20 protein-coding genes are annotated in these 25,872 nt (G+C 73.2%); 11 read left to right on the top strand and 9 right to left on the bottom strand.

Translation table 11 applies throughout. The features are described 5' to 3' along the window. Positions 1-136: 136 nt before the first annotated feature. Both NP075_RS12505 and NP075_RS12500 read right to left on the bottom strand, forming a co-directional pair. Positions 137-868: a response regulator gene (locus NP075_RS12505; RefSeq protein ID WP_227565502.1), complete on the bottom strand. Its 732-nt coding sequence runs from the start codon at positions 866-868 to the stop codon at positions 137-139. After that, positions 865-2,187, bottom strand: a complete 1,323-nt coding sequence (locus NP075_RS12500; RefSeq protein WP_227565501.1) for a sensor histidine kinase — start codon at positions 2,185-2,187, stop codon at positions 865-867. Before NP075_RS12500 ends, NP075_RS12505 begins: the two co-directional genes overlap by 4 nt. A gap of 189 nt (positions 2,188-2,376) precedes the next feature. Between NP075_RS12500 and NP075_RS12495 the strand changes: the two genes are divergently transcribed. The 5 genes from NP075_RS12495 to purE all read left to right on the top strand — a co-directional run bounded on the left by NP075_RS12495 (position 2,377) and on the right by purE (position 7,459). Continuing rightward, positions 2,377-3,099: a response regulator transcription factor gene (locus tag NP075_RS12495; RefSeq protein ID WP_227565500.1), complete on the top strand. Its 723-nt coding sequence runs from the start codon at positions 2,377-2,379 to the stop codon at positions 3,097-3,099. A 3-nt stretch (positions 3,100-3,102) separates the two neighbouring features. Beyond that, a complete protein-coding gene (locus NP075_RS12490; RefSeq protein ID WP_227565499.1) occupies positions 3,103-4,422 on the top strand; it encodes a sensor histidine kinase in 1,320 nt (439 codons plus the stop codon). A 70-nt stretch (positions 4,423-4,492) separates the two neighbouring features. Then, positions 4,493-5,683: a mannose-6-phosphate isomerase, class I gene (gene manA / locus NP075_RS12485; RefSeq protein ID WP_227565498.1), complete on the top strand. Its 1,191-nt coding sequence runs from the start codon at positions 4,493-4,495 to the stop codon at positions 5,681-5,683. Positions 5,684-5,726: 43 nt separating this feature from the next. Beyond that, entirely contained in the window at positions 5,727-6,917 is a 1,191-nt protein-coding gene (locus NP075_RS12480; protein ID WP_227565497.1) for a 5-(carboxyamino)imidazole ribonucleotide synthase, read from the top strand. Beyond that, positions 6,914-7,459: a 5-(carboxyamino)imidazole ribonucleotide mutase gene (gene purE / locus NP075_RS12475; protein WP_227565496.1), complete on the top strand. Its 546-nt coding sequence runs from the start codon at positions 6,914-6,916 to the stop codon at positions 7,457-7,459. Before NP075_RS12480 ends, purE begins: the two co-directional genes overlap by 4 nt. Before the next feature lie 25 nt (positions 7,460-7,484). Here purE and NP075_RS12470 read toward each other — a convergent pair whose 3' ends face one another. The 7 genes from NP075_RS12470 to NP075_RS12440 all read right to left on the bottom strand — a co-directional run bounded on the left by NP075_RS12470 (position 7,485) and on the right by NP075_RS12440 (position 16,485). Further along, positions 7,485-8,420, bottom strand: coding sequence for an LCP family protein (locus NP075_RS12470; RefSeq protein WP_227565495.1), 936 nt, complete (start codon positions 8,418-8,420; stop codon positions 7,485-7,487). Between the two features lie 530 nt (positions 8,421-8,950). After that, entirely contained in the window at positions 8,951-10,201 is a 1,251-nt protein-coding gene (locus NP075_RS12465; RefSeq protein WP_227565494.1) for an LCP family protein, read from the bottom strand. Between the two features lie 105 nt (positions 10,202-10,306). Further along, entirely contained in the window at positions 10,307-11,302 is a 996-nt protein-coding gene (gene rfbB, locus NP075_RS12460) for a dTDP-glucose 4,6-dehydratase (protein WP_227565493.1), read from the bottom strand. A gap of 83 nt (positions 11,303-11,385) precedes the next feature. Further along, entirely contained in the window at positions 11,386-12,252 is an 867-nt protein-coding gene (locus tag NP075_RS12455) for a hypothetical protein (RefSeq protein WP_227565486.1), read from the bottom strand. Positions 12,253-12,363: 111 nt separating this feature from the next. Then, positions 12,364-14,298: an O-antigen ligase family protein gene (locus NP075_RS12450; protein WP_227565485.1), complete on the bottom strand. Its 1,935-nt coding sequence runs from the start codon at positions 14,296-14,298 to the stop codon at positions 12,364-12,366. Between the two features lie 19 nt (positions 14,299-14,317). Next, entirely contained in the window at positions 14,318-15,331 is a 1,014-nt protein-coding gene (locus NP075_RS12445) for a hypothetical protein (protein ID WP_227565484.1), read from the bottom strand. Between the two features lie 128 nt (positions 15,332-15,459). Continuing rightward, the gene (locus NP075_RS12440; protein WP_227565483.1) at positions 15,460-16,485 is read right to left on the bottom strand and encodes a hypothetical protein; all 1,026 of its coding nucleotides are present in this window, start codon (positions 16,483-16,485) and stop codon (positions 15,460-15,462) included. A gap of 224 nt (positions 16,486-16,709) precedes the next feature. On the opposite strand from NP075_RS12440, the gene NP075_RS12435 reads away from it, so the two are divergent. The 6 genes from NP075_RS12435 to NP075_RS12410 all read left to right on the top strand — a co-directional run bounded on the left by NP075_RS12435 (position 16,710) and on the right by NP075_RS12410 (position 25,836). After that, on the top strand, positions 16,710-18,536 hold the full coding sequence (locus NP075_RS12435) for a hypothetical protein (protein ID WP_227565482.1): 1,827 nt from the start codon (positions 16,710-16,712) through the stop codon (positions 18,534-18,536). 180 nt (positions 18,537-18,716) lie between these two features. Next, entirely contained in the window at positions 18,717-19,049 is a 333-nt protein-coding gene (locus tag NP075_RS12430) for a hypothetical protein (protein WP_227565481.1), read from the top strand. Beyond that, on the top strand, positions 19,046-21,355 hold the full coding sequence (locus NP075_RS12425) for a glycosyltransferase (protein ID WP_227565480.1): 2,310 nt from the start codon (positions 19,046-19,048) through the stop codon (positions 21,353-21,355). Before NP075_RS12430 ends, NP075_RS12425 begins: the two co-directional genes overlap by 4 nt. Positions 21,356-21,429: 74 nt before the next feature. Then, a complete protein-coding gene (locus NP075_RS12420) occupies positions 21,430-22,506 on the top strand; it encodes a class I SAM-dependent methyltransferase (protein ID WP_227565479.1) in 1,077 nt (358 codons plus the stop codon). Further along, positions 22,499-24,745, top strand: a complete 2,247-nt coding sequence (locus tag NP075_RS12415; protein ID WP_227565478.1) for a glycosyltransferase — start codon at positions 22,499-22,501, stop codon at positions 24,743-24,745. The genes NP075_RS12420 and NP075_RS12415 overlap by 8 nt, the downstream gene beginning before the upstream one ends. Next, positions 24,742-25,836 carry a glycosyltransferase family 4 protein gene (locus NP075_RS12410; protein WP_227565477.1) on the top strand — a complete coding sequence of 365 codons (1,095 nt, stop codon included), beginning with the start codon at positions 24,742-24,744 and terminating at the stop codon, positions 25,834-25,836. Before NP075_RS12415 ends, NP075_RS12410 begins: the two co-directional genes overlap by 4 nt. Positions 25,837-25,872 lie beyond the last annotated feature (36 nt).

Below are 25,872 nucleotides of genomic sequence, written 5' to 3'. Positions count from 1 at the left end.
TCGTCGACGGTGTGCCCCCAGCGTCGTCGGGGTCGGGCACGCGGCGCGTCCGGCCCAGGGTGGGTGGCGCCGGTGGCGGAGTCATCCCGTGGCCGCACGGCTCCCGGTGCGGCGGGCGACCATGGGCGGGGTCGACTCAGGCCCCCGGTCGCACCAGGCCGGCCTCGTACGCCACGACGACGGCCTGCACGCGGTCGCGCGCGCCCAGCTTCGCCAGGATGCGACCGACGTGCGTCTTGACCGTGGCCTCCGCGACGAAGAGGTCCCGGCCGATCTCGGTGTTCGAGCGGCCACGCGCCATGAGGACCAGGACCTCGCGCTCGCGGTCGGTGAGCTGGTCGACCGCCTGGCGCGCGGGGTGGCCGTCGGTGGCCGGCGCGTCGTCGGGCAGCGCGGTCACGAGGTGCTCCAGCAGCCGTCGTGTGCTCGACGGCGCGATCACGGCGTCGCCGCGGTGGACGGTCCGGATCGCCGCGAGCATCTCCTCCGGTGGGGCGTCCTTGAGCAGGAACCCGCTGGCACCGGCGCGGATCGCGGTCAGCACGTACTCGTCGAGGTCGAAGGTCGTCAGCACGATGACGCGCGGAGCGGGCGCCTCCGGCGTGGCGCGCGACACGATCTGCTCGGTGGCTGCCAGCCCGTCCATCGTCGGCATGCGCACGTCCATGAGGACGACGTCCACGGGTCCCGTCGCCGTCCGCGCCGCCGGGTCGAGGGCGCGGACCGCCTGCGCGCCGTCACCGGCCTCCAGCACGACCTCGAGGTCCGGCTGGGAGTCGATGACCATGCGGAAGCCGGCACGGACGAGCTGCTGGTCGTCGACGAGGGCGACGCGCACGGGGGCGCCGGGGTCGGTGGTGGTGCTCACGAGGAGGATTCTCCCGCAGGTTCGTGGTGGGTCGTGGCCGGTTCGTGGTGGGCCGGTGGCCCACCGGGCGTCGGCAGCGTGGCGCGCACGCGGAAGCCGCCACCGGGCCGCGGTCCGGCGGTCACGGTCCCGCCGAACATCGCGGCGCGCTCGCGCATCCCCAGCAGGCCCTGCCCCAGGCCGTCGGAGTCCGCGGCGGCACCCCGGCCGTCGTCGCTGACCTCGACCGTGACCGCCGCCGGCTGCCACTGCAGCAGGACGGTCACCCCCGGGTCGGGCCCGGCGTGCTTGAGGACGTTCGTCAGCGACTCCTGCGCGATCCGGTACACCGTCAGGCCGGCACCCGGCGGCAGGTGCCGCGGTGTGCCCAGGCGCACGAAGGACACGCGGACGCCGCCGGCACGCATCTGCGCGACGAGCTGCTCGACGTCCTCCGCGGCCGGCTGCGGCGACGTCGTCGTCGTCGTGGGCAGCGTGGGCGTCGAGCGGGGACCGGGTGCCCGCGCGAGGACACCGGGTGCGCGCCCGCCGGAGGGCTCGGCACCGGGAGCGTCGCGCAGCACGCCCAGCAGGCGGCGCATGTCGGTCAGCGCCGCGCGCCCGGTCTCGGCGATCGTGCCGAGCGCGCGCGTCGCCGCCGCGGGGTCCTGCGCGCCGGCGTAGCGTCCGCCGTCGGCCTGGGCGATCATCACCGAGAGGCTGTGGGCGACGATGTCGTGCATCTCGCGTGCGATGCGCGCGCGCTCCGCGGCGGTCGCGATGATCGCCTGCTGGTCACGCTCCACCTCGAGCCGGTGCGTCCGGTCGACGAGCGCCTCGACGTGCTCACGCCGGCTGCGGCGCACGAGGCCGAACGCCCAGGCGACGAGGAAGATGCTCGCGGCCAGCACCGTGAGCAGGACCGCGCCGGTCCGGTCGTACGGCAGCGCGACGCCGACGCCCACCAGCACGGAGCCGACCAGCGCGCCGACGATGCCCGTGCGGTGCGCCCACCGCGGCCCGTGCAGCGCGACCGAGTACAGCGCGAACGGGACGACGGCGTCGACGAGCAGCACGGGGAACCCCGCGACGACGTGCAGCAGCGCGCAGGTGTAGACGACCGCCACGGACGCGGCCGGACGCGTGCGCCGCCACGCCAGCGGCACGACGACACCCAGCACGCACAGCGCGAGCAGCAGCGGCCCGACGCCCGACGTCCCGGTGCTCAGGATGGCGACCGACGGCGCGACCAGCCCGAGCGCGAGGACGAAGGTGAGCGCGACGTCGACGCCCTGCCGGTGGGTGTCCTCCCACTGCCACAACCGGTCCCACCACGACATCCCCCGAGCCTAGGCGCGTCGCGCCCGGCCGTCGTGCACCCGCGGTCGGACGCGCGAGGACGGTGCGGTCCACCTCCGGGTGCACGGCGGGGGCGTCCCGCGCGGCGGCGGGTGACGATCGGGCGACAATCCCGGTGGCCGGGACCCACGGCGGGCGAGACGGGGGAGTTCGTGACCTAACATGGGCGAATGACCCAGGTGCTGCTGGCGGAGGACGACCCCGCGATTGCCGAGCCTTTGGCGCGGGCCCTCGGGCGTGAAGGTTACGACGTGCGCGTGCAAGGCACTGGTCAAGGAGCGATCGACGGCGCCGCCAGTGCGGACCTCGTCGTCCTCGACCTCGGTCTGCCGGACATGGACGGCCTCGACGTCGCCCGCGCGATCCGCAGCCAGGGCCTGACGACACCCGTGCTCGTGCTCACGGCCCGTGCCGACGAGGTGGATCTCGTGGTGGGGCTCGACGCGGGTGCCGACGACTACGTCACCAAGCCGTTCCGCCTCGCCGAGCTGCTCGCCCGCGTGCGTGCGCTGCTGCGCCGCACGGTCGGCGACCCGGCCGACGAGGACGAGATGCACGCCCAGAACGTGCGCGTCGACGTCGCCGCGCACCGGGCGTTCCAGGGGGAGCGCGAGCTGCACCTGACGGCCAAGGAGTTCGACCTGCTGCGGGTGCTCGTCGCGGCGGCCGGCACCGTCGTGGCCCGCGAGACGCTGATGCGCGAGGTCTGGGGCTCCGACCCGACGGGCTCGACCAAGACCCTGGACATGCACGTGTCGTGGCTGCGCCGCAAGCTCGGTGACGACGCCAACGCCCCGCGGTACATCACGACCGTGCGCGGCATGGGCTTCCGGTTCGAGACGGGCGCCGCCGACGTCGCCCCCGCGGCGGCGGGCCAGCTCGACAGGGCCTGACGCGTGCGTCGCCGGGTCCTGCAGGCGACGATCGCCGCCGTCACGGTCGCGGTCGTCCTGCTGGGCTTTCCCCTCGCCTTCCTCGGTGCGCAGCTCGTGCGCGAGAACGAGCTGCGCGGGCTGGAGATCAGGGCGCAGTCGGTGGCCCGCACGGTGGACTTCCGGGTCGACCAGGAGATCGCGCTGTCGGACCGCATGCTCGAGCCGTACACGGGCGGCGAGGGCGAGATGACGGCGACCGTCGTCGTCCGCACGCCCGACGGCCAGACGTACCGCGCGGGCCCGACGGTCGACCAGCGGCGTCTGACCGTGCAGGCCACGTCCGACACCGGGGCCACGATCCTGCTGTACGTGTCGTGGTGGGACGTCTTCTGGATGTCCACGCAGGTCATCGCGCTGGTGGTGGTCGCGGCGGTCGTCGCCTTCGGCGCCGGGATCGCGATGGCGATCTGGCAGGCCAACCGCCTCGCCGCCCCGCTGGTGTACCTCGCCGCGTCGGCCGAGCAGCTCGGGTCCGGGCAGGTCCGTCCCCAGCTCGAGCCGTCGGGCGTCGAGGAGATCGACCTGGTCGCCGCCGAGCTGGCCCGCAGCGCCGACCGCATGGCGGGACGCCTGGCGGCCGAGCGGCAGTTCGCGTCTGACGCCTCCCACCAGCTGCGCACGCCGCTCACGGCGCTGTCCATGCGCCTGGAGGAGATCATGCTCGCCGCGGGGGAGCCCGAGGTGCGTGAGGAGGCCCGGATCTCCCTCGAGCAGGTCGAGCGGCTCGTGCGCGTCGTCGACGACCTGCTGGCCGGCTCCCGACGTGCCCAGGGCGGCACGACGGAGGCGATCCTGCTCCAGGAGGTCGTGCACCAGCAGGAGGAGGAGTGGGCGCCGACGTTCGCCGCGGCCGGACGGCGCCTCGTGGTGGACGTCGACCCGTCGACGCAGGTGCTGGCCACCCCCGGCGCGCTCGCGCAGGTCCTGGCCACGCTCATCGAGAACTCCCTGAAGCACGGCGCCGGGACCACGACGGTGCGGTCACGGCCCGGTGGCTCGTCCCGGGCGGTGGTGGTCGAGGTCGGGGACGAGGGCGAGGGGGTCCCGGACGACCTGGCGCCCCGCATCTTCGAGCGCGACGTCACGTCCGGTGCCGGCACCGGACTGGGACTGGCGCTCGCGCGGGACCTCGCGAACGCCGACGGGGGTCGCCTGGAGCTCGCGCAGCGTCGGCCCGCCGTGTTCGCGCTGTTCCTGTCCGGCGTGCCCGCGTCGCTGCGACCGGACGTCGTGCTGCCGCGCGGCGCCGTGGTCTCCGTGCGGCGGGACCGTCGCTGGTGACCCCGGCGCGGCCGCGGTCCTCGACCGCCCGGTAGTCTTCCACCAGCCGCGTTTCGCGAGAGGGGAAGACGTGCAGGTTCTCGAGCCGGCGCTCCAGGGCTACGCCTGGGGATCGTCGACCGCCATCCCGGAGATGCTCCAGCGACCCGCCGACGGCTCTCCCGTGGCCGAGGCGTGGTTCGGTGCGCACTCGTCGGCGCCCTCCCACCTCGCCGGGGCCGAGCTGGTCGCCCTGGACCGCGCCATCGCGGCCGACCCCGTCGCCACGCTGGGCGACGACGTCGTCTCGCGCTTCGGCGCGGGCCTGCCCTTCCTGCTCAAGCTGATCGCGGCCGCCCGGCCGCTGTCGCTGCAGGTGCACCCGAGCGTCGAGCTCGCGCACGAGGGCTACGCCCGGGAGGACGCGCGCGGCGTGCCCGTCGACGACCCGCGCCGCTCGTACCGCGACCGCAACCACAAGCCGGAGCTGGTCTACGCGCTGTCGGCCTTCGAGGCGCTCGTCGGCTTCCGCGCACCTCGCCGTGCCGCGGAGATCCTCGACGGCGTGGACCACCCGACCGCGCGGCAGCTCCGCAAGATCGTCATGGCGGACCCGACGTCGACGGGCATGCAGGAGGCCTTCACCCTGCTGGTGAGCGAGGCCACGCGGCCCGGTCCCGACGAGGTGCACGACCTCGCGGACGCGTTCCGTGCGCGCCTGCGCGCGGGTTCCCCGTCGCCGCGCACCGACCGTGCCGTGGACCTGCTCGAACGTACCTACCCCGGCGACCCGGGGGCGGTGACGGCGGTCCTGCTCAACCCGGTCAGCCTGCGTCCGGGCGAGGCCCTCTTCGTGCCCGCGGGTGCGGTGCACGCGTACCTCGACGGGTTCGCCGTCGAGCTGATGGCGAACTCCGACAACGTGCTGCGCGCCGGGCTGACCTCCAAGCACGTCGACGTGCCGGAGCTGCTGCGGATCGTCGAGTGCGTCGCCGCCCCGCCGATCCGCATCGCGCCGGAGCACGTGTACGACGCCACCGACGTGTTCTACGCGCCGGTCGACGACTTCGAGCTCTCGGTGACACGCCTGTCCGGCGAGCCGTGCCGGCTGCCCGGAGGTGGCCCGCGCGTCGTGCTGTGCCTGTCGGGTCAGGCCGTCCTGCGTTCGCAGACCGGCGACGTCCTCGAGATCAGCTCGGGTCAGGCCGCCTTCGTCGCCGCCTCGGACGGCTCGCTCAGCGCGGGCGGCAACGGACGCGTGGTCCAGGCGTCCGTCCCGTGACCGGTCCGCGGTCCCTCGCCGCGAGCGGCTACCCTCGACGCCCGTGACACCTCCGACCGTGGCAGTCGTCGGCGGCGGCCAGCTCGCCCGCATGATGGCGGGGCCCGCCACCGCCCTGGGGCTGCACCTGCGCGTGCTGGCCGAGGCGCCCGACGGGTCCGCGGCGCAGGCCGTCGCCGACGCCCCCGTCGGTGCGGCCGGCGACGTCGACGCGGTGCTGTCCCTCGTCGACGGTGCCGACGTCCTGACGTTCGAGCACGAGCACATCCCCGCCGAGGTGCTCGACGCCGTCGTCGCCCGCGGCGTCCCGGTGCACCCGGGGCCGGACGCGCTGCTGCACGCCCAGGACAAGACCGTCATGCGCCGCAGGCTCACCGACCTCGGCGTGCCGTGCCCCCGGTGGGCACCGGTCGGCGACCTCGAGGAGCTCGACCGGTTCCGCCTGACGGTCGGCGGGCGGGCCGTCGTCAAGACCGCTCGTGGCGGCTACGACGGCAAGGGCGTGCGTGTCGTCGGGGACGGACCCGTCCCGGGCGACGTGGTCGCCTGGTGCGCGGCCGCGGCCGACGGCACCGGTCCCGCGCTGCTGGCCGAGGAGCTGGTGCCGTTCACGCGCGAGCTCGCCGTGCTGGTCGCGCGCGCACCGTCGGGACGCAGCGTCGTGTGGCCGGTCGTGGAGTCGGTGCAGCGCGACGGGGTGTGCGCCGAGGTCGTGGCGCCGGCGCCGGGGCTCGACCCCGCGACCGCCGCGCAGGCCGAGCACGTCGCCCGGCGCATCGCCGACGGGCTCGGCGTCACCGGCGTCCTCGCGGTCGAGCTCTTCGAGGTGCCCGACGCCGACGGCGGGGCGCCGCGCGTGCTCGTCAACGAGCTCGCGATGCGCCCGCACAACTCCGGGCACTGGACGATCGACGGGTCGGTGACCAGCCAGTTCGAGCAGCACCTGCGGGCGGTGCTCGACCTGCCCCTCGGTGACGTGGCCCCCGTGGCGCGGTGGACCGTGATGGCCAACGTGCTGGGCAGCACCCTCGCGGACCTGACCGGCGCCCTGCGGGCCGTGCTCGACGCCGACCCCGGGGCGAAGGTCCACCTGTACGGCAAGGAGGTCCGTCCCGGTCGCAAGCTGGGGCACGTCAACGTGTCCGGCGAGGACCTGGAGGACGTCCGCGGACGGGCACGCGCCGCGGCGGCGCTGCTGCGGGGCGAGCCCACCCACGACGGAGGCGCGAGATGACACAGCCCACCCCCGGCGCACAGGTCGGCATCGTGATGGGGTCCGACTCGGACTGGCCCGTCATGGAGGCGGCCGCCGACGTGCTCGGCGAGTTCGGCGTGACGTTCGAGGTGGACGTGGTGTCGGCCCACCGGCAGCCGGACAAGATGATCGCGTACGGGCGGCAGGCTGCCGATCGAGGGCTGCGCGTGATCGTGGCCGGCGCCGGGGGTGCGGCGCACCTGCCGGGCATGCTCGCGGCCGTGACGCCGCTGCCCGTCGTCGGCGTGCCGGTGCCGCTGGCGCACCTGGACGGCATGGACTCGTTGCTGTCGATCGTCCAGATGCCTGCGGGCGTGCCCGTCGCGACGGTCTCGGTCGGCGGCGCACGCAACGCGGGGCTGCTGGCCGTCCGCATCCTCGCGTCCGGGGACGGCCCGCAGGCCGAGAGGCTGCGCGCGGCGATGGTCGACTTCCAGGACGCCCTGCGCACGCAGGCCGACGTCAAGGGAGAGCGTCTGCGCGCCCGGGCCACGCGACCCGGCGTGGGTTTCACCGCCTGACGGGCACGCTCGACGGGCGGGTGACCTAGGAGGGCGCCCCGCCCTGCTCCCCGGGCGGCAGCGTGCCGTCGCGGACGGCGGTGAAGAACGCAGGCGTCAGGTCGGGGTCGAGCAGGACCGTGGACCCGATGCCGCCCGGGCGGTGGTCGAGGCTCGCGATCGGCGGGGTCCCGGTGATGCCGCCCTCGCCGTTCGCGTCCCGGAACGCGAGCGCCAGGCGCGCCACGTCGAGCACGCCGGCGTCCTCGTCGAACGTCAGCGCGCCGGTACCCGCCTCGACGAGCGAGACCTGCGCCCCCGGGTCGAACGCCAGCGACCGCGGGCTGACCTCGCCCATGACGGCACCGATGAGCTGCCTCTGCCGCAGCGCGCGGCCGACGTCGCCCTGCGGGTCGGCCTTGCGCATGCGGGCGAACGCCAGCGCGGCCCCGCCGCCGACGTCATGGCATCCCGCGGCCCACACCATGCCGGAGTCCGGGTCGTCGACGTCGCCGTCGTAGCAGAGGTTCACGCCGCCGACCGCGTCGACGAGTCGTGCGACGCCGCCCATGCCGATCTCGGCGTAGTGGTCGACCGTCAGCCCGGTGAGCCCTTCGACCGTCTGCACCAGCAGCGGCGCACCGCCCCACGCGAAGGCGGAGTTGAGCTTGGACCCGCCGTGGCCCGGGACGTCGACGTAGGTGTCGCGCGGCAGCGAGATGAGCGCCGTCGGACCGCTGGACGGGACGTGCAGCAGCAGGATCGTGTCCGTCCGCTGCCCCTCGGTCCCGTCCTCGGCGATGCCGCCCTCCTCACCCCGGGCGTCGGATCCCGCCAGCAGGTAGGTGGTGCCGGGGGTGTCGGGTGCTCCGGAGAGCGCGGGGGTGTGCTGCAGCAGCCCGTTCGCCCAGATCAGCAGGCCGACGGGCCACGCGACGAGCGCAGCCAGCACGACGAGCGCGGCCACGCCGGCGACGCGCACGCGTCGCCGCGAGGAGCGCCCTGGCGGCGCCGGGGGGACGGGCGCGACGCCGGGCCGTGGCGGTTGCCGCGGGACGCTCGTCCGCGCCGCCTGGGGGGCGGTGCCACGTGCGGGCACCGCCCGGGGGGCGGCGGAGGACGCCTCATCGGGTGCGCCGCGTCCGCGGACCGGCACGGGTGCGTCGCTCCCGTCCCTCGGTCGCGCCGACGCGGGCGCGAAGGACGCCGGGGTGCCCGACGCCTCCGGCCGCGGCTCGGCCTGCCGGGGTGTCACGGGACGGGGCCGGCGTGCCGACGTGCCGCGGATCTCGCGCGACGCGGGCAGGGCAGGCGGCGGCGTGCCCGCGCTGCGGGCGTCCCGAGGGGCGGGCGGGCGCGATGAGCGCACCACCCGCGCGGGCGCGGGTGGGCGAGCCCCCGGTGCGCCGACGACGCGCGCGCTGTCGGCGTCGGGTCGTCGGCGCCCGCCGTCGGGAGCGAAGCTGGGGGGCGGGGACGCGTCGTCGTCGCGGCGGCCGGTCACTGGCCCGCTCAGCAGCTCGTCGTCGTCGCGTCCGCGGCCGTGAACGCGTCGACGCCGGGCGTCTTGGTCTCGGTCGGGGTGGGCTCGGTCGGCGGCGGCGCGGGGGCCTCGCTCACCGGGGGAGCCGCCGGGTCGGTGGTCTCCGCGGGGACCTCCGGGACCACCGGCGGGTCCGGCTCGCCCAGCATGGGGACGTCCGCCGCGATGTTCGCCCAGAGGGCGTCCGCCTCGGACGTCCACTCCACGCGGTTCCTGTCGCTCCGGGCGGGCGCCCACGGCACGGTCATGAGAGTGATGTTGGCACGGTCGATGCCGCGCAGGCTGAAGGCGAGGCCGGTGAGGTCGCTGACGCCGAGGTTGGTGGTCACCGACTGGGTGGCGGCGCTGAGGAACTGCACCAGCTGGGCCCCGTCGGTCAGCAGGTTCTTCGAGAGCACCTCGTTGGCGACGTTCGCGATCAGCTGCTGCTGACGCCCGGCGCGCATGGTGTCCGAGCCGTCGAACGTCGTGCCGTGGCGGGCCCGCGCGTACTGCAGGGCCGTGGTCCCGTCCAGGGTCTGCTGCCCGGCGGTGAGGTTCAGGCCCGTGTAGTCGTCGGAGACGTCCTCGACGATGCACATCGGGACACCGCCGATCGCGTTGATCATGTTCTGGAACCCGGCGAAGTCGACGACGACCACGTTGTTGATCGTGATGCCCGTGTTGGCCTGGACGGTGCTGACCGTGCAGGCGGCCGCCGACTCGAGGTCGCCGCCCTGGTCCCAGCCCAGGGCGAACGCCGAGTTGAAGATCGCGTTGGACTGCGGCTTCGTCGTCTTGCCGTTCGTGAGCGTGCACGCCGGCACGTCGACGAGCGAGTCGCGCGGGATCGAGACCATCTCGACGCGGGTGCGGTCGGCCGAGACGTGGACGAGGACGGTGGTGTCCGAGCGCATCCCCTTCTCGTCACCGCCGATCTCGGCGTTCACGCCGTCGCGCTGGTCGGAGCCGAGGACCAGGACGTTGACGGCCTGGCCGGCGTGCGCGTCGGCGGGGTCGGGGGCGCTGGTCGCCTCCGGAGCCGCCACCACGAGGTCGTCGATGTCGAGGCCGTCGACGTTGTTCGTCAGCCGCGTCGCGAACGCCGCTCCGCCTGCCGCGCCGAACACGACGACGCTCGTCACGGCCAGCGCGACACCGCGCAGCACGCCGTGGGAGTGCAGGTTGCGGGCGTGCCGGGGCGCACGGGGGCGCCGCGGCGCGGCATGGCGAGAGCTCACGGACTGATCGTAGGAGAGCCGACGGCGCGATGCGGGGGAGCCGCGCACGGGCGTCGTGGAGGATCTGTGCAGATGGCGGGGCTGCGGGAGCCGGACGTCGGTCGGTCAGCGACCGAGCACGGCGTACTTCGCCTCGGTGGCGTCCTTCTGCGGTCGCCACCACGCCTCGTTCGCGCGGTACCAGTCGATCGTCGCGGCGAGGCCGTCCTCGAACGTCGTGTACCGCGGCGCCCACCCCAGCTCGCTGCGGAGCTTGGTCGCGTCGATCGCGTAGCGCAGGTCGTGGCCCGGACGGTCGTTCACGTGGTCGTACGCGTCGGACGGCTGACCCATGAGCTCGAGGATGAGCTCGATCACCGTCTTGTTGTCCTTCTCGCCGTCGGCACCGATGAGGTACGTCTCGCCGAGCCGGCCCTTGTCGATGATGGACCAGACGGCCGAGTTGTGGTCCTCGACGTGGATCCAGTCACGGACGTTCTCGCCCGTGCCGTAGAGCTTGGGACGCACGCCGTCGACCACGTTGGTGATCTGACGGGGGATGAACTTCTCGACGTGCTGGAACGGCCCGTAGTTGTTCGAGCAGTTCGAGATCGTCGCGCGGACGCCGAAGCTCCGTGCCCACGCGCGCACCAGCAGGTCGGACGACGCCTTGGTCGAGGAGTACGGGCTCGAGGGGTTGTACGGCGTGTCGGGCGTGAACTTGGCCGGGTCGTCGAGCTCCAGGTCGCCGTAGACCTCGTCCGTCGACACGTGGTGGTACCGCACGTCGTAGCGGCGCACGGCCTCGAGCAGCTGGTAGGTGCCGATGACGTTGGTGCGCACGAACGGCCACGGGTCGTGCAGCGAGTTGTCGTTGTGCGACTCCGCCGCGAAGTGCACGACGAGGTCCGCGTCCTTCACGAGCCGGTCGACGATGTCCGGGTCGGCGATGTCGCCCTTGGCGAAGGTCACCTTGCCGTCGACGGGGTCCAGGCTGCGCTCGTCGCCCGCGTACGTCAGGGCGTCGAGCACGGTGACGTGGACATCGGGCCGCTCGCGCACGGTCTGGTGCACGAAGTTCGAACCGATGAAGCCGGCCCCGCCGGTCACGAGCATGCGCATGTGAGGACTGTAGGGGAAGGTGCCGTCCGTGGTGGTAATCGCACCGGCCCGGCCGGGCGACAGGTCGCCCGGCCGCGGCTCGGTCACGGCAGGACGTGGTACGCGACGCCTTCGTAGTTCCAGTTGCGGTCGGTGGACCGGATGTAGTCGGCCTCGCTCTGGGTGGCGGTGAAGAAGTGCTTGCCGAAGACCGGGCTCCAGAAGCGGTACAGGGGCGCGGTGCCGTCCACGGGCTCGGTGTACGCGCAGTAGGAGACGCCCTCGTAGTTCCAGTTCCGGTCGTTGTCGACGATGTGGCTCTTCTCGGCCGCCGACTGGGTGTAGAAGTGCGACTGGAAGTGCGGCGAGTAGAACCGGAACACCGGCGTCCCCACCGCGCACGTCTCGCCGTCCGCCTCGACGCCGCGGAAGCCGATGCCCTCGTAGCGCCAGTTGGGGTCGTTCGTGTCGAGGTGATCGAACTCGTCGGGGTCGGTCGTGAAGAAGTGCGCGTTGTTGAAGACGGGGCTCCAGAACCGGTAGACCAGCGTCGACAGCGCCTCGTGCTCGCAGTCGAAGCCCGACCGCGCCGTGCTCGTCCCGGCGACGGGCACCACGGCCACCTGGCACTCGATCGTCGCGCCGGGTACGGCGTCGACGACGCCCCATCCGGCCCGGTAGGTGGCGTCCTCGACGAGGTCGAGGTAGTACGCGGTGGCCCGCGGGAAGGTGAAGGAGAACGTGCCGTCGGCCGCGACGGTGGTCGTCATGTGGTCGACGGCGGCGTCGTCCCACTCCGTGAAGGTCGTGATCCTCGCGCCCGTCGCGGGGGCCGACGTGCCGACCACCGCGGCCTTGCCGGTCAGGGTCGGGGCACCGCCGGCGCCGAGCGCTCCGGTCGCGAGCACCGCGACCGCCCCGACGGCCCCGACCACGGCGGTCAGGCCGCTCCATCTCGTCCGAGCGTTCACGCGCGTCTCCTCGGTGTGTGGGCCGGCACGTGTGGCCGACCGTGGACGTATGTGTACCGCCGACGGCCGCCTCGCGTGCGGGAACGGTGGGTGAAGCCGGCTCCCGGCCGGTCAGTCCGCGACGGACGCCTGCAGGTCCCGGGCACGGCCCGCCGCCGCCTCGGCACGGGCGTCACCGAGGCGTGCGAGCACGCCCGCGAGCTGCTCCCACGCGACGACGTGGTCAGGTGCGACGGCGACCGCGGCGTCGAGGTCCTCGCGCGCGCCGTCGAGGTCGCCGAGCGTCGCCCGGGTCACCGCGCGCTGCACGAGGGTGTCCGGTGCGTGGGGCTGCCGCGCGAGGGCGTCGTCGAGCACGGCGAGCGCCTCGTGCGGGCGGCCCGACGTGCGCAGACCGACGGACAGCGCGGTCGCCGCGGGGACGGATGCGGGCAGCCGGGCGGACGCGGACGTGCCCCAGGCCACCGCGACGTCCGCCGCACCGGGCACACCGGACGAGGCGAGGGTGGCGAACGCGGCGGCCGCGTGCGCCGTCAGGTCCGCGTCCCACGGCCGCAGCCGCTGCGCCGTGCCGAACGCCGTCACGGCGCCGGCCAGGTCGCCCTCGCCCACGCGGCGGTAGGCCGTGCCGAGCACGGCCTCGCCCGCCACGGCGGCGGCCAGGACGACGCTCAGGGCCGCCGCGCCGGCCCGCCACAGCGCGTCGGTGGCGGCCGTCGCCCGACCGGGACCGGGCACGGAGGTGCCGTCACCCCGACCGGCCGCAGCGATGTGGTGCCCGGGCCGCTCGTGGCCGTCCCCGCCGCCTCCGCCGCAGGCGATCACCGGGGCCGGTGTCAGGCGGGACCTGGCGGGCGCCGCGGCGACGGCCGCGCCGGCGAGCAGCGCGACGAGCGGCGTGGTCCCCGGGGCCGTGAAGTGCGTCAGCAGCGCGGTGCCGTACCCGACGACGGCGGCCAGAGCGCCCCCGAGCGCCCACGCCGGCACCCCGGGCGCGTCGGAGCGCGCACGTCGGGTCCCCAGGACGACGACGAGGACGGCGAGCACGGCCGCGAGCGCGGCCAGCCCCCACCCACCGGCGACGGCTGCCTGCAGCGGCCAGGAGTGCGGACTGTCCGGCGGGTCCTGCACCCCGACCCGGGTCAGCCACTGCGCGCCGTGCACGGGGCCGACCGCGTCGACGAACCCGCTCGGTCCCACCCCGAGCAGCGGCGAGCCGCGCAGCAGCTCGAGCGTGTCCGCCCAGAGCACCGCGCGGCCCTCGACGGTCGAGGTGGTCAGGAGCCGCGCCCGGGCCGCCGGCACCAGCAGCGCGAGCGTGGTCACCCCTGCCGCGGCGGCGAGCGTCACGAGCGCCGGGCGCCGCCCGGACCGGCTCGTCACCAGCAGGAGCACGCCGCCGGCGACCAGCGCCGCGAGGCCCGCCCGCGAGCCGGACGCCGCGAGCGTGATCGCCGCCGCCAGGACGCCGGCGAACGGCAGCGGCCGACGCGTGGCGACGGTCACCGGCAGCAGCGTCAGCAGCAGCACGGCGCCGAGGACGCCCAGCTCCGAGGCGTTGCCCTGCAACGAGCCGATCCGCAGCCCGTCCGCGCCCGGCAGTCGAAGACCGGCGGCCTCGACGAGCGCGACGGCGGCCATGCCGAGCGCCACCACCGCAGCCGTCCGGTGGACGACCCGCCAGCGCGCGGCGTCGGCGCCCGGACCCAGCAGTCGCGCCCCCGCCCAGGCCGCGCCCGCGTACAGGGGCAGCGCGATCATGCCCTCGTAGCGCGGCCAGCGTCCGGCGAGCGCCGCCGCCGTGCCGACGTCGGACAGGGCCGCGGCCGCGACGAGCACGACCGCCCCGACGGCCAGCACGGCGACGACGGGCCGCGGCAACCGCCCGGACGCCGGTACGTGCGCGGCGACGAGCAGCCCGACGGCGACGACGGCGAGCTTGCCGAGGACGTGGACGGACGTCGCGCCCGGGACGACGACGAGCGGGGCGCCGACCAGGAGCACGAGGGCCACGGTCGCCGCGTCGCCGCGCGGCCGTGCGTTCACGCGCACGGTTGCGGAGGCGTCACGGCAGGACGTGGTACGCGACGCCCTCGTACACCCAGTTGCGGTCGTTGGCGCGGATGTGGTCGGCCTCGGCCTGGGAGGCGGTGAAGAAGTGCTTGCTGAAGCCGGGGCTCCAGAACCGGTACAGGGGGGTGCTGCCGGGTGCGGGCTCGGGGTAGGCGCAGTAGGCGACACCCTCGTACTGCCAGTTGCGGTCGTTGGCGACGATGTGGTTCTTCTCGGTGGCCGACTGGGTGTAGAAGTGCGAGCGGAAGCCGGGGGACCAGAACCGGTGCACCGCGGTGCCGGTCGCGCACGTGCTGCCGGACGCCTGCAACGCGTTGAACGCGACGCCCTCGTACGTCCAGTTGTCGTCGAAGTAGAGGATGTTCTCCGCCTCGGTCTCCCCGGTGGTGAAGAAGTGGGCGTTGTCGAACCCGGGGCTCCAGAACCGGAACACCGACTGCTGGACGGCGGACGGCGAGACGGTGTCCGCTCCGGCGCTCACCGGCGCGGAGAAGGCGCGCAGCGAGTCGTTCGGCGCGATGTCCCAGCCGGCGCTGGTGAAGATGCCGAGCAGCACCTTCACCTGGGCCGGATTGCCGACGCAGGCGGCGGGGATGCTGAACGACGCCGAGTTGACCGTGAGAGCAGCCGCACCGTCGCAGTCCGACAGGGAGCCGTCCGAGCTCGCGAGCAGCCACTCGCCGTCGCTGGCGTAGGCGATGTAGTCCGCCACCTGGTCGCCGGTGGTCTCGATGTCGACGAAGACGGTGCTGTCCCCACGCAGGGGCATGGCGGACGACCCCGTGGTCCACAGCGTGATCGACAGCGCCGAGCTCGTCAGACCGACCTGGTAGCGCGTGATGTCGATGTCCGCGCTCGTGTACTCCTCGCCGACGTCGTCGGCGAACGTGCTCGTGGCGGCCGTCGCCGGTGCCGCGCCGGCGACGCCGGCCACGAGCAGGAGCGTCACGGCGGCGCCGGCGAGGGCGCTGCGGCGCCGGGCGGCGGTACGGGGGGCGAGCAGCATCGGTGCCTACCTTCTGGGGCCGTGGCCCACGGGAGCGCACCTCGACGTGCGCGCAACGTGCGTCACCGTAGCGATCGGCGGCCGGGAGCGACACGGAGGGACCGGCATCGTCACTCGTTCGGATGCGGTCACGGAAGGACGTGGTACGCGACGCCCTCGTACACCCAGTTGCGGTCGTTGGCGCGGATGTGGTCGGCCTCGGTCTGGGAGGCGGTGAAGAAGTGCTTGCCGAACCCGGGGCTCCAGAACCGGTACAGGGGGGTGCTGCCGGGTGCGGGCTCGGGGTAGGCGCAGTAGGCGACGCCCTCGTAGGTCCAGTTGCGGTCGTTGGCGACGACGTGGTTCTTCTCGGCGGCCGACTGGGTGTAGAAGTGCGAGCGGAAGCCGGGGGACCAGAACCGGTGCACCGGGGTGCCGGTCTCGCACGTGCTGCCGGACGCCTGCAACGCGTTGAACGCGACGCCCTCGTACCGCCAGAGCCAGTCCATGGCATTGACGTTCCAGGCCTCCGTGTCGTCGGCCGTGTAGAAGTGCGCGTTGTCGTAGGTCGGGCTCCAGAACCGGTGGACGGACTGCCGCACGGCGGTCGCCGAGGTCGTGTCCGGCCCTGCTGACACGACGGAGGTCCACCGCTGGAGCGGGTAGCCGGGTGCGAAATCCTGGCCGCCCGACCACGAGAGGATCGTCGCGATCCGAACCTGCGACGGGTCGCGGAGGCACGCGGCCGGGACGGTGAACGACACGGTGGGGGACGTGATCGAGAGCGGTCCGGCGCATGTCTGGGCCAGCAGCTGGTTGTCGAAGAGAGTCCAGTAGTCCTCGCCCTGGGGCAGGTGGACGACGAACTCGCGATCCTCATCACGGTCCGTCTTGATGTCGACGTACATGCTTGTGCGTCCCGGATCCCGGAAGACTGCCGTGGCGTCGGCGACCGTCCAGTAGGTCAGGGTCAGCTCGTCCGCGTCGAGCGAGACACGGAACCGGGCGATGTCCCCCTCCGGCCGCAGTCCCGGTTCCCCGACGGCGTCGGCGAAGGTGACGGTCTCGGCGGACGCCGCGGGCGCCACGACGACGCCGGCGGCGCCGACGAGCAGGGCGCAGGCCGCCGTCGCGGTCAGCCGCCGGCTGCGGGTCAGGGCGTGGTGGGGGGTCACGAGGTTCCCTTCTCGAGCCGGCGCCCGCATGCCGGCTCCGGTGGCGGGCGACACGGTAGCGGTCGGGCGGTCCTCGTGTGGCGGTTTCCACCCTTTTTCGGGTCGGCCGACGCGCGGCACTCGCGTCTCGTCGTCACCGCTCCCGTTCCCCCACCGGCGGCGTCACCGGCCGCTACGCTGCCCCCCGGTGCCCGGGCGGGGCCTGCGGACCGACGAGGAGCAGCGTGAGCGGACGACGACAGGTGTGGGCCGCGGCGGTGACGGTCGGGACGGCCACGGTGGCCCACCTGTGGCTGCAGGCGGGCGTGATGCTCGGCTGGACCGGGTTCAACACCTCGTACTTCCGCAACTACTACTGGAGCGACCAGCTCGCGTACCTCGGGATCGCCGCGAACGTCGCCCACGGGGCCGGCGCGGACGTCGAGCCGTACACGACGACGGGGTCGATCTACTACCCCCGCGCGCACTACGTGGTCCTCGGTGCGCTGGCCCGCCTGACGGACACCCACCCGGCGACGATGTGGCTCGTGTGCGGTCTGCTCGTCCAGGCCCTGCTGGTCGTGGCGATCGGTGTGACGACCGTGCTGCTGACACGGCGCTGGTGGACGGGCGTCGTCGCGTTCCTGCCGTTCGTGCTCGGCACGGGGTCGTGGCTGCGCGACCGCGGCTGGTCGCGACAGCTCGACTCGCACGCCGTGCTGTGGGGGCCGGGCGGCGTGATGTACACGCTGAACGGGGAGACGGTCGCGCTCTCAATCGGCGGCGTGGCCCTGCTGGCCCTCCTGCTGGTGGCCGCGGGCCGGATCCGGGGGCGCGCGGCGTGGGTCGTCGCCCTGCTCGCCTGCCTCGCGGCCGGCGCGACCGCCAACGTGCAGACGTACGGGTTCCTCACGACCGTCTACGTACTGGTGGCGGCGACGGCCGCCGTGGGCCTCGTGCGGCACCGCTCGCGGCCCGCGCTTGCCGTCACCGGCGGCCTGCTCGTCCTGCTCTTCGTGGTGGGGCCGGTCGTCGCCGACGGGGTGTCGCCGCTCGCGGCGCTCGCACTGGGGCTGCTGCCCGCCGTGCCGGGGGTGCTGCTCGTGCTGCGCGAGACGCGCTGGTGGGGGATCGCGTGCGTCGCCGCCCTGGGGCTGGGTGCCGCGCCGCAGGTGCTCGCGACGGCGCTGGGGCTGCTCGGTCGCGACGACTTCCTGGTCTACCGGGAGAGCTCGTCGAAGAACCTCGGCGTCCCGCCCTCGGCGGGTCTGTGGGCGGCGCTCGCGGTGCTGCCGGTGCTGGTGCTCGTCATCGCGCTCGGGGTCCGGCACCGCCGGGTGCTGTGGGTCGCCGTGCCGTCGGCCCTGCTGGTCACGTGGGCGCTGCTGGCCTCCAACGACCACTGGGGTGCGAACCAGGAGCCGTACCGCCTGTGGCTGGACACGTACGTGCTCACGGCGGTCCTCGTCGTACCGCTGGGCACGTGGGCGTGGACGGAGTCGCTGCTCGTCTCGCGGACCGCCGACGAGCGGACCCCCGCCGACCCGGTGGAGCGCGTAGGTGTTCACCGTGGTCTGCGCACGACCGAGGGGCGGGTCGTCGCCGGGCTGGTGGCGGTGTGCGTCGTCGTCGCCGGGCTGTGGAGCCTCGACTTCCGCACGTTCCGCTCGGACACGGCGGCGGGGGGCTACCTGGCGATCACGTCACCCGGGTACCTCGCGGCAGCCGAGCTGGCCGACCTCACGGACGGGGGCATCGTCCTGACCGACGCCTGCATCGACCCGGTGATCTTCAAGCCCGTGTGGGGCGGCCCCGTCGCCTACTACAACCCGGGGCTCGCCTGGCCGGGCGACAAGGAGGCGATCGACGCGGCGCTCGCGGCCCGTGCCGCACCGCAGGACTTCGACCAGGAGCTCGCCATGCGCGGGGGAGTGCGGTGGTTGCTGGTCAACGAGGGCTGCGAGCTCGACCTCACCGCGGACGCGCGGGCGGAGTTCATCGAGAGGCGAACTTTCTCGGACGACGGGCGTGTCGAGCAGACGCTGGCGCTGTGGGCGCTGCAGAAGGGCTGAGAAGGGGTGATTCTGGGCTTCCCGTCGACGTGGCCTGCAACGTTCTCGTCATAGTTCGCGATTGTGCGTCACATCTATGACCTAGGCTACCCAGCGTCATGGCCCCGACATCCGCACGTGCGCTGCTTCCGGCAGGTGGCAGCGCGAGGGGCCGGAAAACCGTCTTTGTGGAGACAGACCGTGGTGAAGAAGTGGCTCTCGGCCCCGTTTCGGCGATATTTCAATGTCCGCTTCGAGTCCATTGCGAGTGAAATCCGTTCTGTCCGGAATGACTCCGACCGTGTGACGACGACCGTCCACGGTCTCGACCAGCGGCTCCTCGACCTCACCGAGCAGGTGGCGACCATCCGAGCAGAGCTGCTCGAGCGGGACGAGCGGACCGCGCACCTGATCTCGGTCCTCGGCCGCGCCGTCGACGGCTTCACGGACGACCGCAGCGGCCACCCGGACCAGGCTGCCAGTGAGGAGCCTCCTTCGAGCGCGGCGACGCGCGACCGACACGCCCCGCGATGATGCGCGTCTACGTCGACGGGCAGTCGCTGCAGGACCGGATCACGGCGGAACGGGGTATCGGGCGGTACGTCGCTGAGTACGCGGGCGCGGTGGAGCGGCTGCGGCCCGGGTTCGTCGACAAGTGGCTCATCCGGAGCGACGGGCCGGTACCTGCGCAGGTCGCCGACCTCATCTGGCGCGGCCGGGTCGCCATGTCCGACGACACGGACCTCGAGCGGCCCGACATCTGGCACGTGCCCTCGCCCTTCGAGGCGCTGGACGCCCCGATCGACGCAGTCTGGCCCGAGTGGGCCCGGCACCCTCGCACGAGCCTGTACGTCACCCTCTACGACCTCATCCCGCTCGTGTTCTCCGACCAGTACCTCGCCGATCGTCGGTGGCGCGCCCGGTACAACGTCAGGGCGCAGATGGTCGCGCGTGCCGATCGGGTCCTGGCCATCTCGGAGGCCACGGCGCGAGACGCCACCAGGATCCTGGGCATCTCGCCGTCCCGCATCGACGTCGTGGGGACGGGCACGTCGAGCTGGCTGCTCGACGACCGGGCACCGTCGACGCCGGCCGGCGGCCGGCCCGAGGTGCCGGGCCTGAACCGTGAGTACGTCATGTACACCGGGGGCATCGACTTCCGCAAGAACATCGAAGGGCTGCTCCGGGGCTGGAGCCTCGTCGCGCCCGAGGTCCGCCGCACGCACCAGCTGGTCCTCGTGTGCCGGATGTCCCAGGTCGAGCGCGACGTCCTCGACGGGTACGCCCGGGAGCTCGGTGTCGAGCGGGACGTCCTCTACACGGGGTACGTCGACGACGACCTGCTCCGTGACCTCTACGCCCACGCCAAGCTCTTCATCTTCCCCTCCCTGTACGAGGGGTTCGGGCTCCCCGTGGTCGAGGCAGCCGCCTGCGGTGCTCCCGTCATCGTGGGTGACAACTCGTCCCTCATCGACCTCGTGCCGGACCCCCGCGGGCGGTTCGACGCGAGCGACCCGGCCGACATCGCGGCCTGCCTCATGCAGGTCCTCGAGGACGACGTGCTGCGTGCCGCGCTCCGTCAGCCGCGGCTGGCCGAGCAGCACCGGTGGGAGGACGTCGCACGCCGCACCGTCGAGTCCTACGAGAAGGCCGGGCGGCGGCGCCTCGCACGTCGGCCGCGGGTGTGGCTCGTGAGCCCGATGCCGCCGACCCCGAGCGGGGTCGCCGACTACTCGATGGCGCTGCTCCGCGAGCTGGCGAAGCTCGCGGACGTCGACGTGATGACGACGCCGGACGCACAGCGGGACCCGATCCCCGGCGTCAGGTGGTTCACGTACGACGACGCGGGAGCTGTCGAGCGCCTCTACGGTCGCCCGGACCTGCGGATCATGGCGATGGGGAACAGCGAGTTCCACGTCCCGATCATGCGTCTGCTGCGTCGGTACGGCGGGGTCGCCATCGCCCACGACGTCCGCTTCACGGGCCTGCTCGCCGCAGCCCGGGCACTTGCGCCCGAGCTCCTCGACGAGGACGTCGCGCAGATGCTCGACGACATCGCGTCGGAACGTCGGCCGTCGCAGCACCGTGACCACATGTGGCTCGACTCCCACCGGTACTACCTCGTCAACGGCCTGCTCACCGGCAGCGCGCTGCGGGGCAGCGAGATCATCCTCACGCACTCACCGAGCTCGCAGAGCCTCGCCCGGCTGAACCTGGCCCCCGAGATGCGACCCAAGGTCGGGGTGATCAACTTCGGCCACCGGGTGCTGCCCGTGCCGGCCGGCACCGTGAGGGACGCGGTCGTGTCCCTGGGGATCCAGCACTGGACGAAGGACTCCGTCAAGGTCTGCGAGGCGTTCGTCGACCTCGCGCCGCAGTACCCGGAGCTCACCTTCGCGCTCGTGGGGCGCTTCTTCGATGACGAGGCGTACGCCCGGTGCCGGGAGATGATCGACGACGCCGGTCTTGCCGACCGTGTCCTGCTCACGGGCTGGGTGACACCCGACGAGTACGCGCGGTGGCTCGAGCGCGGGCGTCTCGCGGTCCAGCTCCGTGCCTACACGAACGGTGAGTCGTCGGCGGCGGTGGCCGACTGCCTCGGCGCGGGCGTCCCGCTCGTGACGACGGCGCTCGGATCGTCCGTCGATCTGGCGGACGTCGTCCACCTGGTGCCCCCGGACGTGCGTGCGGACGATCTCGCGGCGTGCCTGAAGAACCTCCTTGAGGATGCAGACCGCTCCGCGGAGCTCGCCCGGGCCGGGCTGCAGCACGCCCAGGAGAGCTCCTTCGAGCGCGTCGCGCAGGAGCTCATGGCGCTGTGCCCGGTGATCCGTGCCTAGCGGGGCTGATGTGGTGAGGACCGGGAGGCGCTGCCTCGCCGGTGGTCTGGTCGTCGACGAGAGGGTGCCCCGCCGTGCGTAACTTCCTGAAGGCGCTGTTCCGGCCTCTCCTGCGGGTTCCCGTGCTGGGCAGGTTGCTGCGAGTGCTCCTGGCCGCGTGGCGTGCACCCGTCGGCGCGGTCCGCCTCGACCAGGTCGAGCGTGCGGCGCTGGAGCTCACGGTCCGGCTCGATGCGCTGCAGGCGCAGACGGCCGCGGACCGGCAGAGCTCCGTCGTCCACATGGACAGGCTCCTCTCGGTCGTCACCGACGTCAGCGCCCGGCAGGCCGAGGCGGACGCCGACAGGGACAACCTCGCCCGTTCGGTGCCCGTCGCCCTGCGGCGGCTCGCCCGGCACGACGTCGACCTGCGTCTGCAGCTCGAGGAGGCGCAGGCCAGGCTCGCGAGTCTTGAGCACCGGGCGGCCGAGCCCGTCGTGCTTCCTGAGGAGGTCACGACCCTGGGTGCGCGGGTGGACGAGGCCGCGGGTCACGTCGGGTACCTGCTGGAGCGCGTGGAGTTCGTCCGGTCCGAGCTGATGTTCGAGATCCGCTACGGCGCATCGTCCGGTGGTGGCGACGTCGCACCCGCCCCCGTGGTCAAGGCCCCGCTCGAGGGGCGTGCCGGTCCGATGCGGGTCAACCTGGGATGTGGACACGTGCCGCTCGACGGGTACGTGAACGTCGACAACCGCGACCTGCCCGGCGTGGACGTCGTCGCTGACGTGCGCCACCTGCCCTTCGAGGACGGCACGGTCGACGAGTTCTTCTCGTCCCACTTCCTCGAGCACTTCCCCCAGGAGCAGCTGCGCCGCGTGGTGCTGCCCTACCTGCGGGACAAGCTCGCGCCCGGTGGGCGGATGCGCGCGGTGGTACCCGACATCGACGCCATGATGCGGGAGTACGTCGCCGGGCGGTACCCCTACGGTGACCTGCGGGAGGTCGTCTACGGCGGGCAGGACTACGACGGCGACTTCCACTTCAACATGTTCACGCCGGAGTCGCTGTCCGCACTCCTGGCGGAGCTGGGTTTCGTCGACATCGACGTGCCCACGCGCGGCCGGGTCAACGGGCGCTCGCTGGAGTTCGAGATCGGTGCGACCCGTGCCTGATCGGGTCCGCACGTCCGGCACGCCCACGGTCTCGGTCGTGATCAACACGCTCGACCGCGCGACAGAGCTCGCCCAGACCCTGCGAGCCCTGCGCCGGATCCGGTACGCCGGTGAGTTCGAGGTCGTCGTGGTGAACGGTCCGTCGACCGACGGGACGGCAGCCCTCCTCGAGGAGTGGGGGGAGGACCTCGTCCTCGGGTCGGTCGACGTGCGCAACCTGTCGGTCTCACGGAACGCGGGTATCCGGCTCGCTGCCGGGGAGATCGTGGCGTTCCTCGACGACGACGCCATCCCTGAGCCGGAGTGGCTCACCGAGCTCGTGGCCGCGTACGACTCGCCCGCCGTCGGCGCGGCCGGCGGGTTCGTCCTCGATCACACCGGCCACGCCTTCCAGTACACGTACGGGTCGGTCGACCGCTTCGGCGTCGCCGAGACGCACCTCGAGGCTCCGTGCCCCGAGAGGTGCTACCCGGCGTCCTGGAAGATCCCGCACCTCATGGGCACCAATGCGTCCTACCGGCGGACCGCGCTCGAGGAGATCGGCGGGTACGACGAGTTCTACGAGTACTTCCTCGACGAGTCCGACGTGCAGGTGCGGCTCGCCGACGCGGGGTACCTCATCGCGCAGACGTCCCGCGCGCGGGTTCACCACCATTTCGCGCCGAGCCACGTGCGCAACGCCGCGCGTGTCCCTCGCGACCGTTACCCGATCCTCAAGAACAAGCTGTACTTCGCTCTGCGTCACGCGAACGACTTCGTGTCGATCGACGAGATCCTCCGGATGTTCCACGCGTATGTCGATCACCACCGCGAGGACGTGAGGTGGCAGGTCGAGCACGGCAACCTCGTCGAGGCGGACCGAGCGCGCCTCGAGGCCGACGCCCAGCGGGCCACCGAGGACGGTCTGCGCGGCGCGTTGTCGACCACGGGGCCGGCGCCGACCGACGTGAGTCGTCACCGTGACGAGCTCCGCGCGTTCGACACCTTGTCGCGCCAGGACCCGCGGTGCTTCGTGCTCGTGTCCCAGGAGTTCCCGCCGGAGTCGTTCGGAGGCATCGGCACGTACACCCGTGACCTCGCGTCCGGGCTCGCAGCGGCCGGTCACGACGTCCACGTCCTGACGCGGTCGGCCGACTTCGACCGGGTCGACTGGGACGACGGCGTGTGGGTTCATCGGCTCGTCGTCGCGGACGAGGAGCGGCCGGCCGACGCGGGCTCCGTACCGGCGCACATCTGGGCGTGGTCGCGTGCGTGCCTCGCCGAGGTCGCGCGCATCGACGACGTCACCCCCGTGGACCTCGTCGAGGCGCCCCTGTGGGACGCGCAGGGCATCGCGCTCGTCCGGGACGGACGCTGGCCGGTCGTGGTCGCTCTGCAGACGTCGCTGGCGGTGTGGCTCGAGTCCCACGAGAGCCTCGCCACGGACGAGGAGTGGATGGCGGGGTTCGGACGCCCCGTGCTCGCCGCCGAGAAGGAGGTGCTCGAGCGTTCCGCGGCCGTTCGAGGCATCAGCCGTGCGATCGTCGAGACGGTCGCCGCCCTGCACGGCCTCGACCTGGGCGGCCGTTCCCAGGTCACCGCACTCGGAGTGGGCGCGCCCAGGCTCCTCGACGCGGAGCGGCACGTCGCCCGCGTGGAGCGAGAGGCCGGCCGTGTGAACGTGCTGTTCGTGGGTCGGCTCGAGGAGCGCAAGGCGCCCGACGTGCTCCTCCGGGCGTTCGCGAAGGCCTGGGAGCGTGAACCGTCGCTCGCCCTGCACGTCGTGGGAGACGACACGATCGTGTGGCCCGCCCACGGGACGACGCTGCGCCAGTGGTACGAGACGGAGCTGGGTGACGACCCGAGCGCCCGCGCTGTCCGTTTCCTCGGGTCCGTGAGCGAGCACCAGCTCGCGCTGGCCTACGGCAACTCCGACGTGTTCGTCGCGCCCAGCCGCTACGAGTCGTTCGGGCTGGTCTTCGTCGAGGCGATGATGCGCGGTCTGCCGGTGGTGGGGACCGACGTCGGCGGCGTGCCCGAGGTGGTCCGCGACGGCGTCGACGGTCTGCTCGTGCCGGCGGACGACGTCGATGCCCTGGCCGACGCCCTGGTGCGCCTCGGGCAGGACGCCGCGCTCCGCTCGCGGTTCGGCGCCAACGGTGCCGACCACTACGCGGCGGAGTTCACGGCCGAGGCGATGGCGGACCGCACCGAGCGCTTCTACGACCACGTGCTGACAGCAAGGGCTCCGCTGCGATGAGGATCTCCTTCGTCGCGAGCGTGTGCGTGCCGTTCGACGCGATCTCCGCCTCCGTGCGCGCGAATGTCCGGTGGGCGATGGAAGCGGGCCACGACGTGCGCCTGTTCACAGGTCGATGCGAGTACGACGACCTACCGGCGACGGTCGTGCCCGGTCCCGGCGAGCTGGCGTCCGACCCGTTCTTCCGGACGAGCGACCTCGTGGTGCTGAGCTTCGGGATCTACTACACGCAGTTCGCGGCCCTGGTCGCCGCCCCGACCGGTGCCCGCGTGGTCGTCCAGTTCCACAACGTCACGCCGAGAGAGCTCCTCCCGTCGTGGCACCACGAGGTCATCGACCTCTCGATGCAGCAGATCGCGCTCATGCGGTTCGTGGACGAGGTGTTCTGCATCTCGGAGGTCAACCTGGCGTTCCTGCGCGAGCGCGGTGTCCGGGCCCCCGCGCTCGTCAGGCGGCTGGCGATCGACGTGCCGCTGGACCCACCGCCGGCCAAGCCCAGCCACTCGGACGGTGTGCTGCGCATCGCCTTCCTCGGCCGTTTCGTCAGGTCGAAGGGGCCGCTCGAGCTGCTCGTCGCACTCGACGAGGCGCTTCCCGAGATCTCGCAGGACCGGGTCGAGCTCTCCATGGTGGGGAACACCGACTTCTCGGACGCAGACCACCTACGGGAGGTCCAGGCGGCCGCGAGCCGGCTCGAGAGGGCGTCCGGTGGTCGCCTGACGGTCACGATCCTGGGCAACGCTCAGGACGCGCACCGCAACGAGGTGCTCCGCGAGTCCGACCTGTTCGTGCTGCCGACCTACCACGAGGGGTTCTGTGTGCCGGTCGTCGAGGCGTTCGCCAGTGGGTGCGACATCGTGACCTACGACAACTCGAACCTGCCGGTCATCACGAACGGCATGGCCACGCTCGTCCCGACCGGCGACGTCGAGGCGCTCAGCGAGGCGCTCCGCGGGCGGGCGGAGGTCGTGGGCTCGCAGGAGTGGCAGAGGTCGGGTTACGCCGACCATGTCGACCGCGCGGCGCGCTACGTCGCGGAGTTCGCTCCCGAGCGTGTCCGCGACCAGTTCCTCGCGGACCTCGCGGGCTGAGGTGGTGCGGGTGACCGCGTCCCGACCGTTCGGGCG

It is taken from the genome of Cellulomonas wangsupingiae, from assembly GCF_024508275.1.
GTDB classification, from domain to species: Bacteria; Actinomycetota; Actinomycetes; order Actinomycetales; family Cellulomonadaceae; genus Cellulomonas; species Cellulomonas wangsupingiae.
This window is presented reverse-complemented; position numbering and strand designations above follow the sequence as displayed.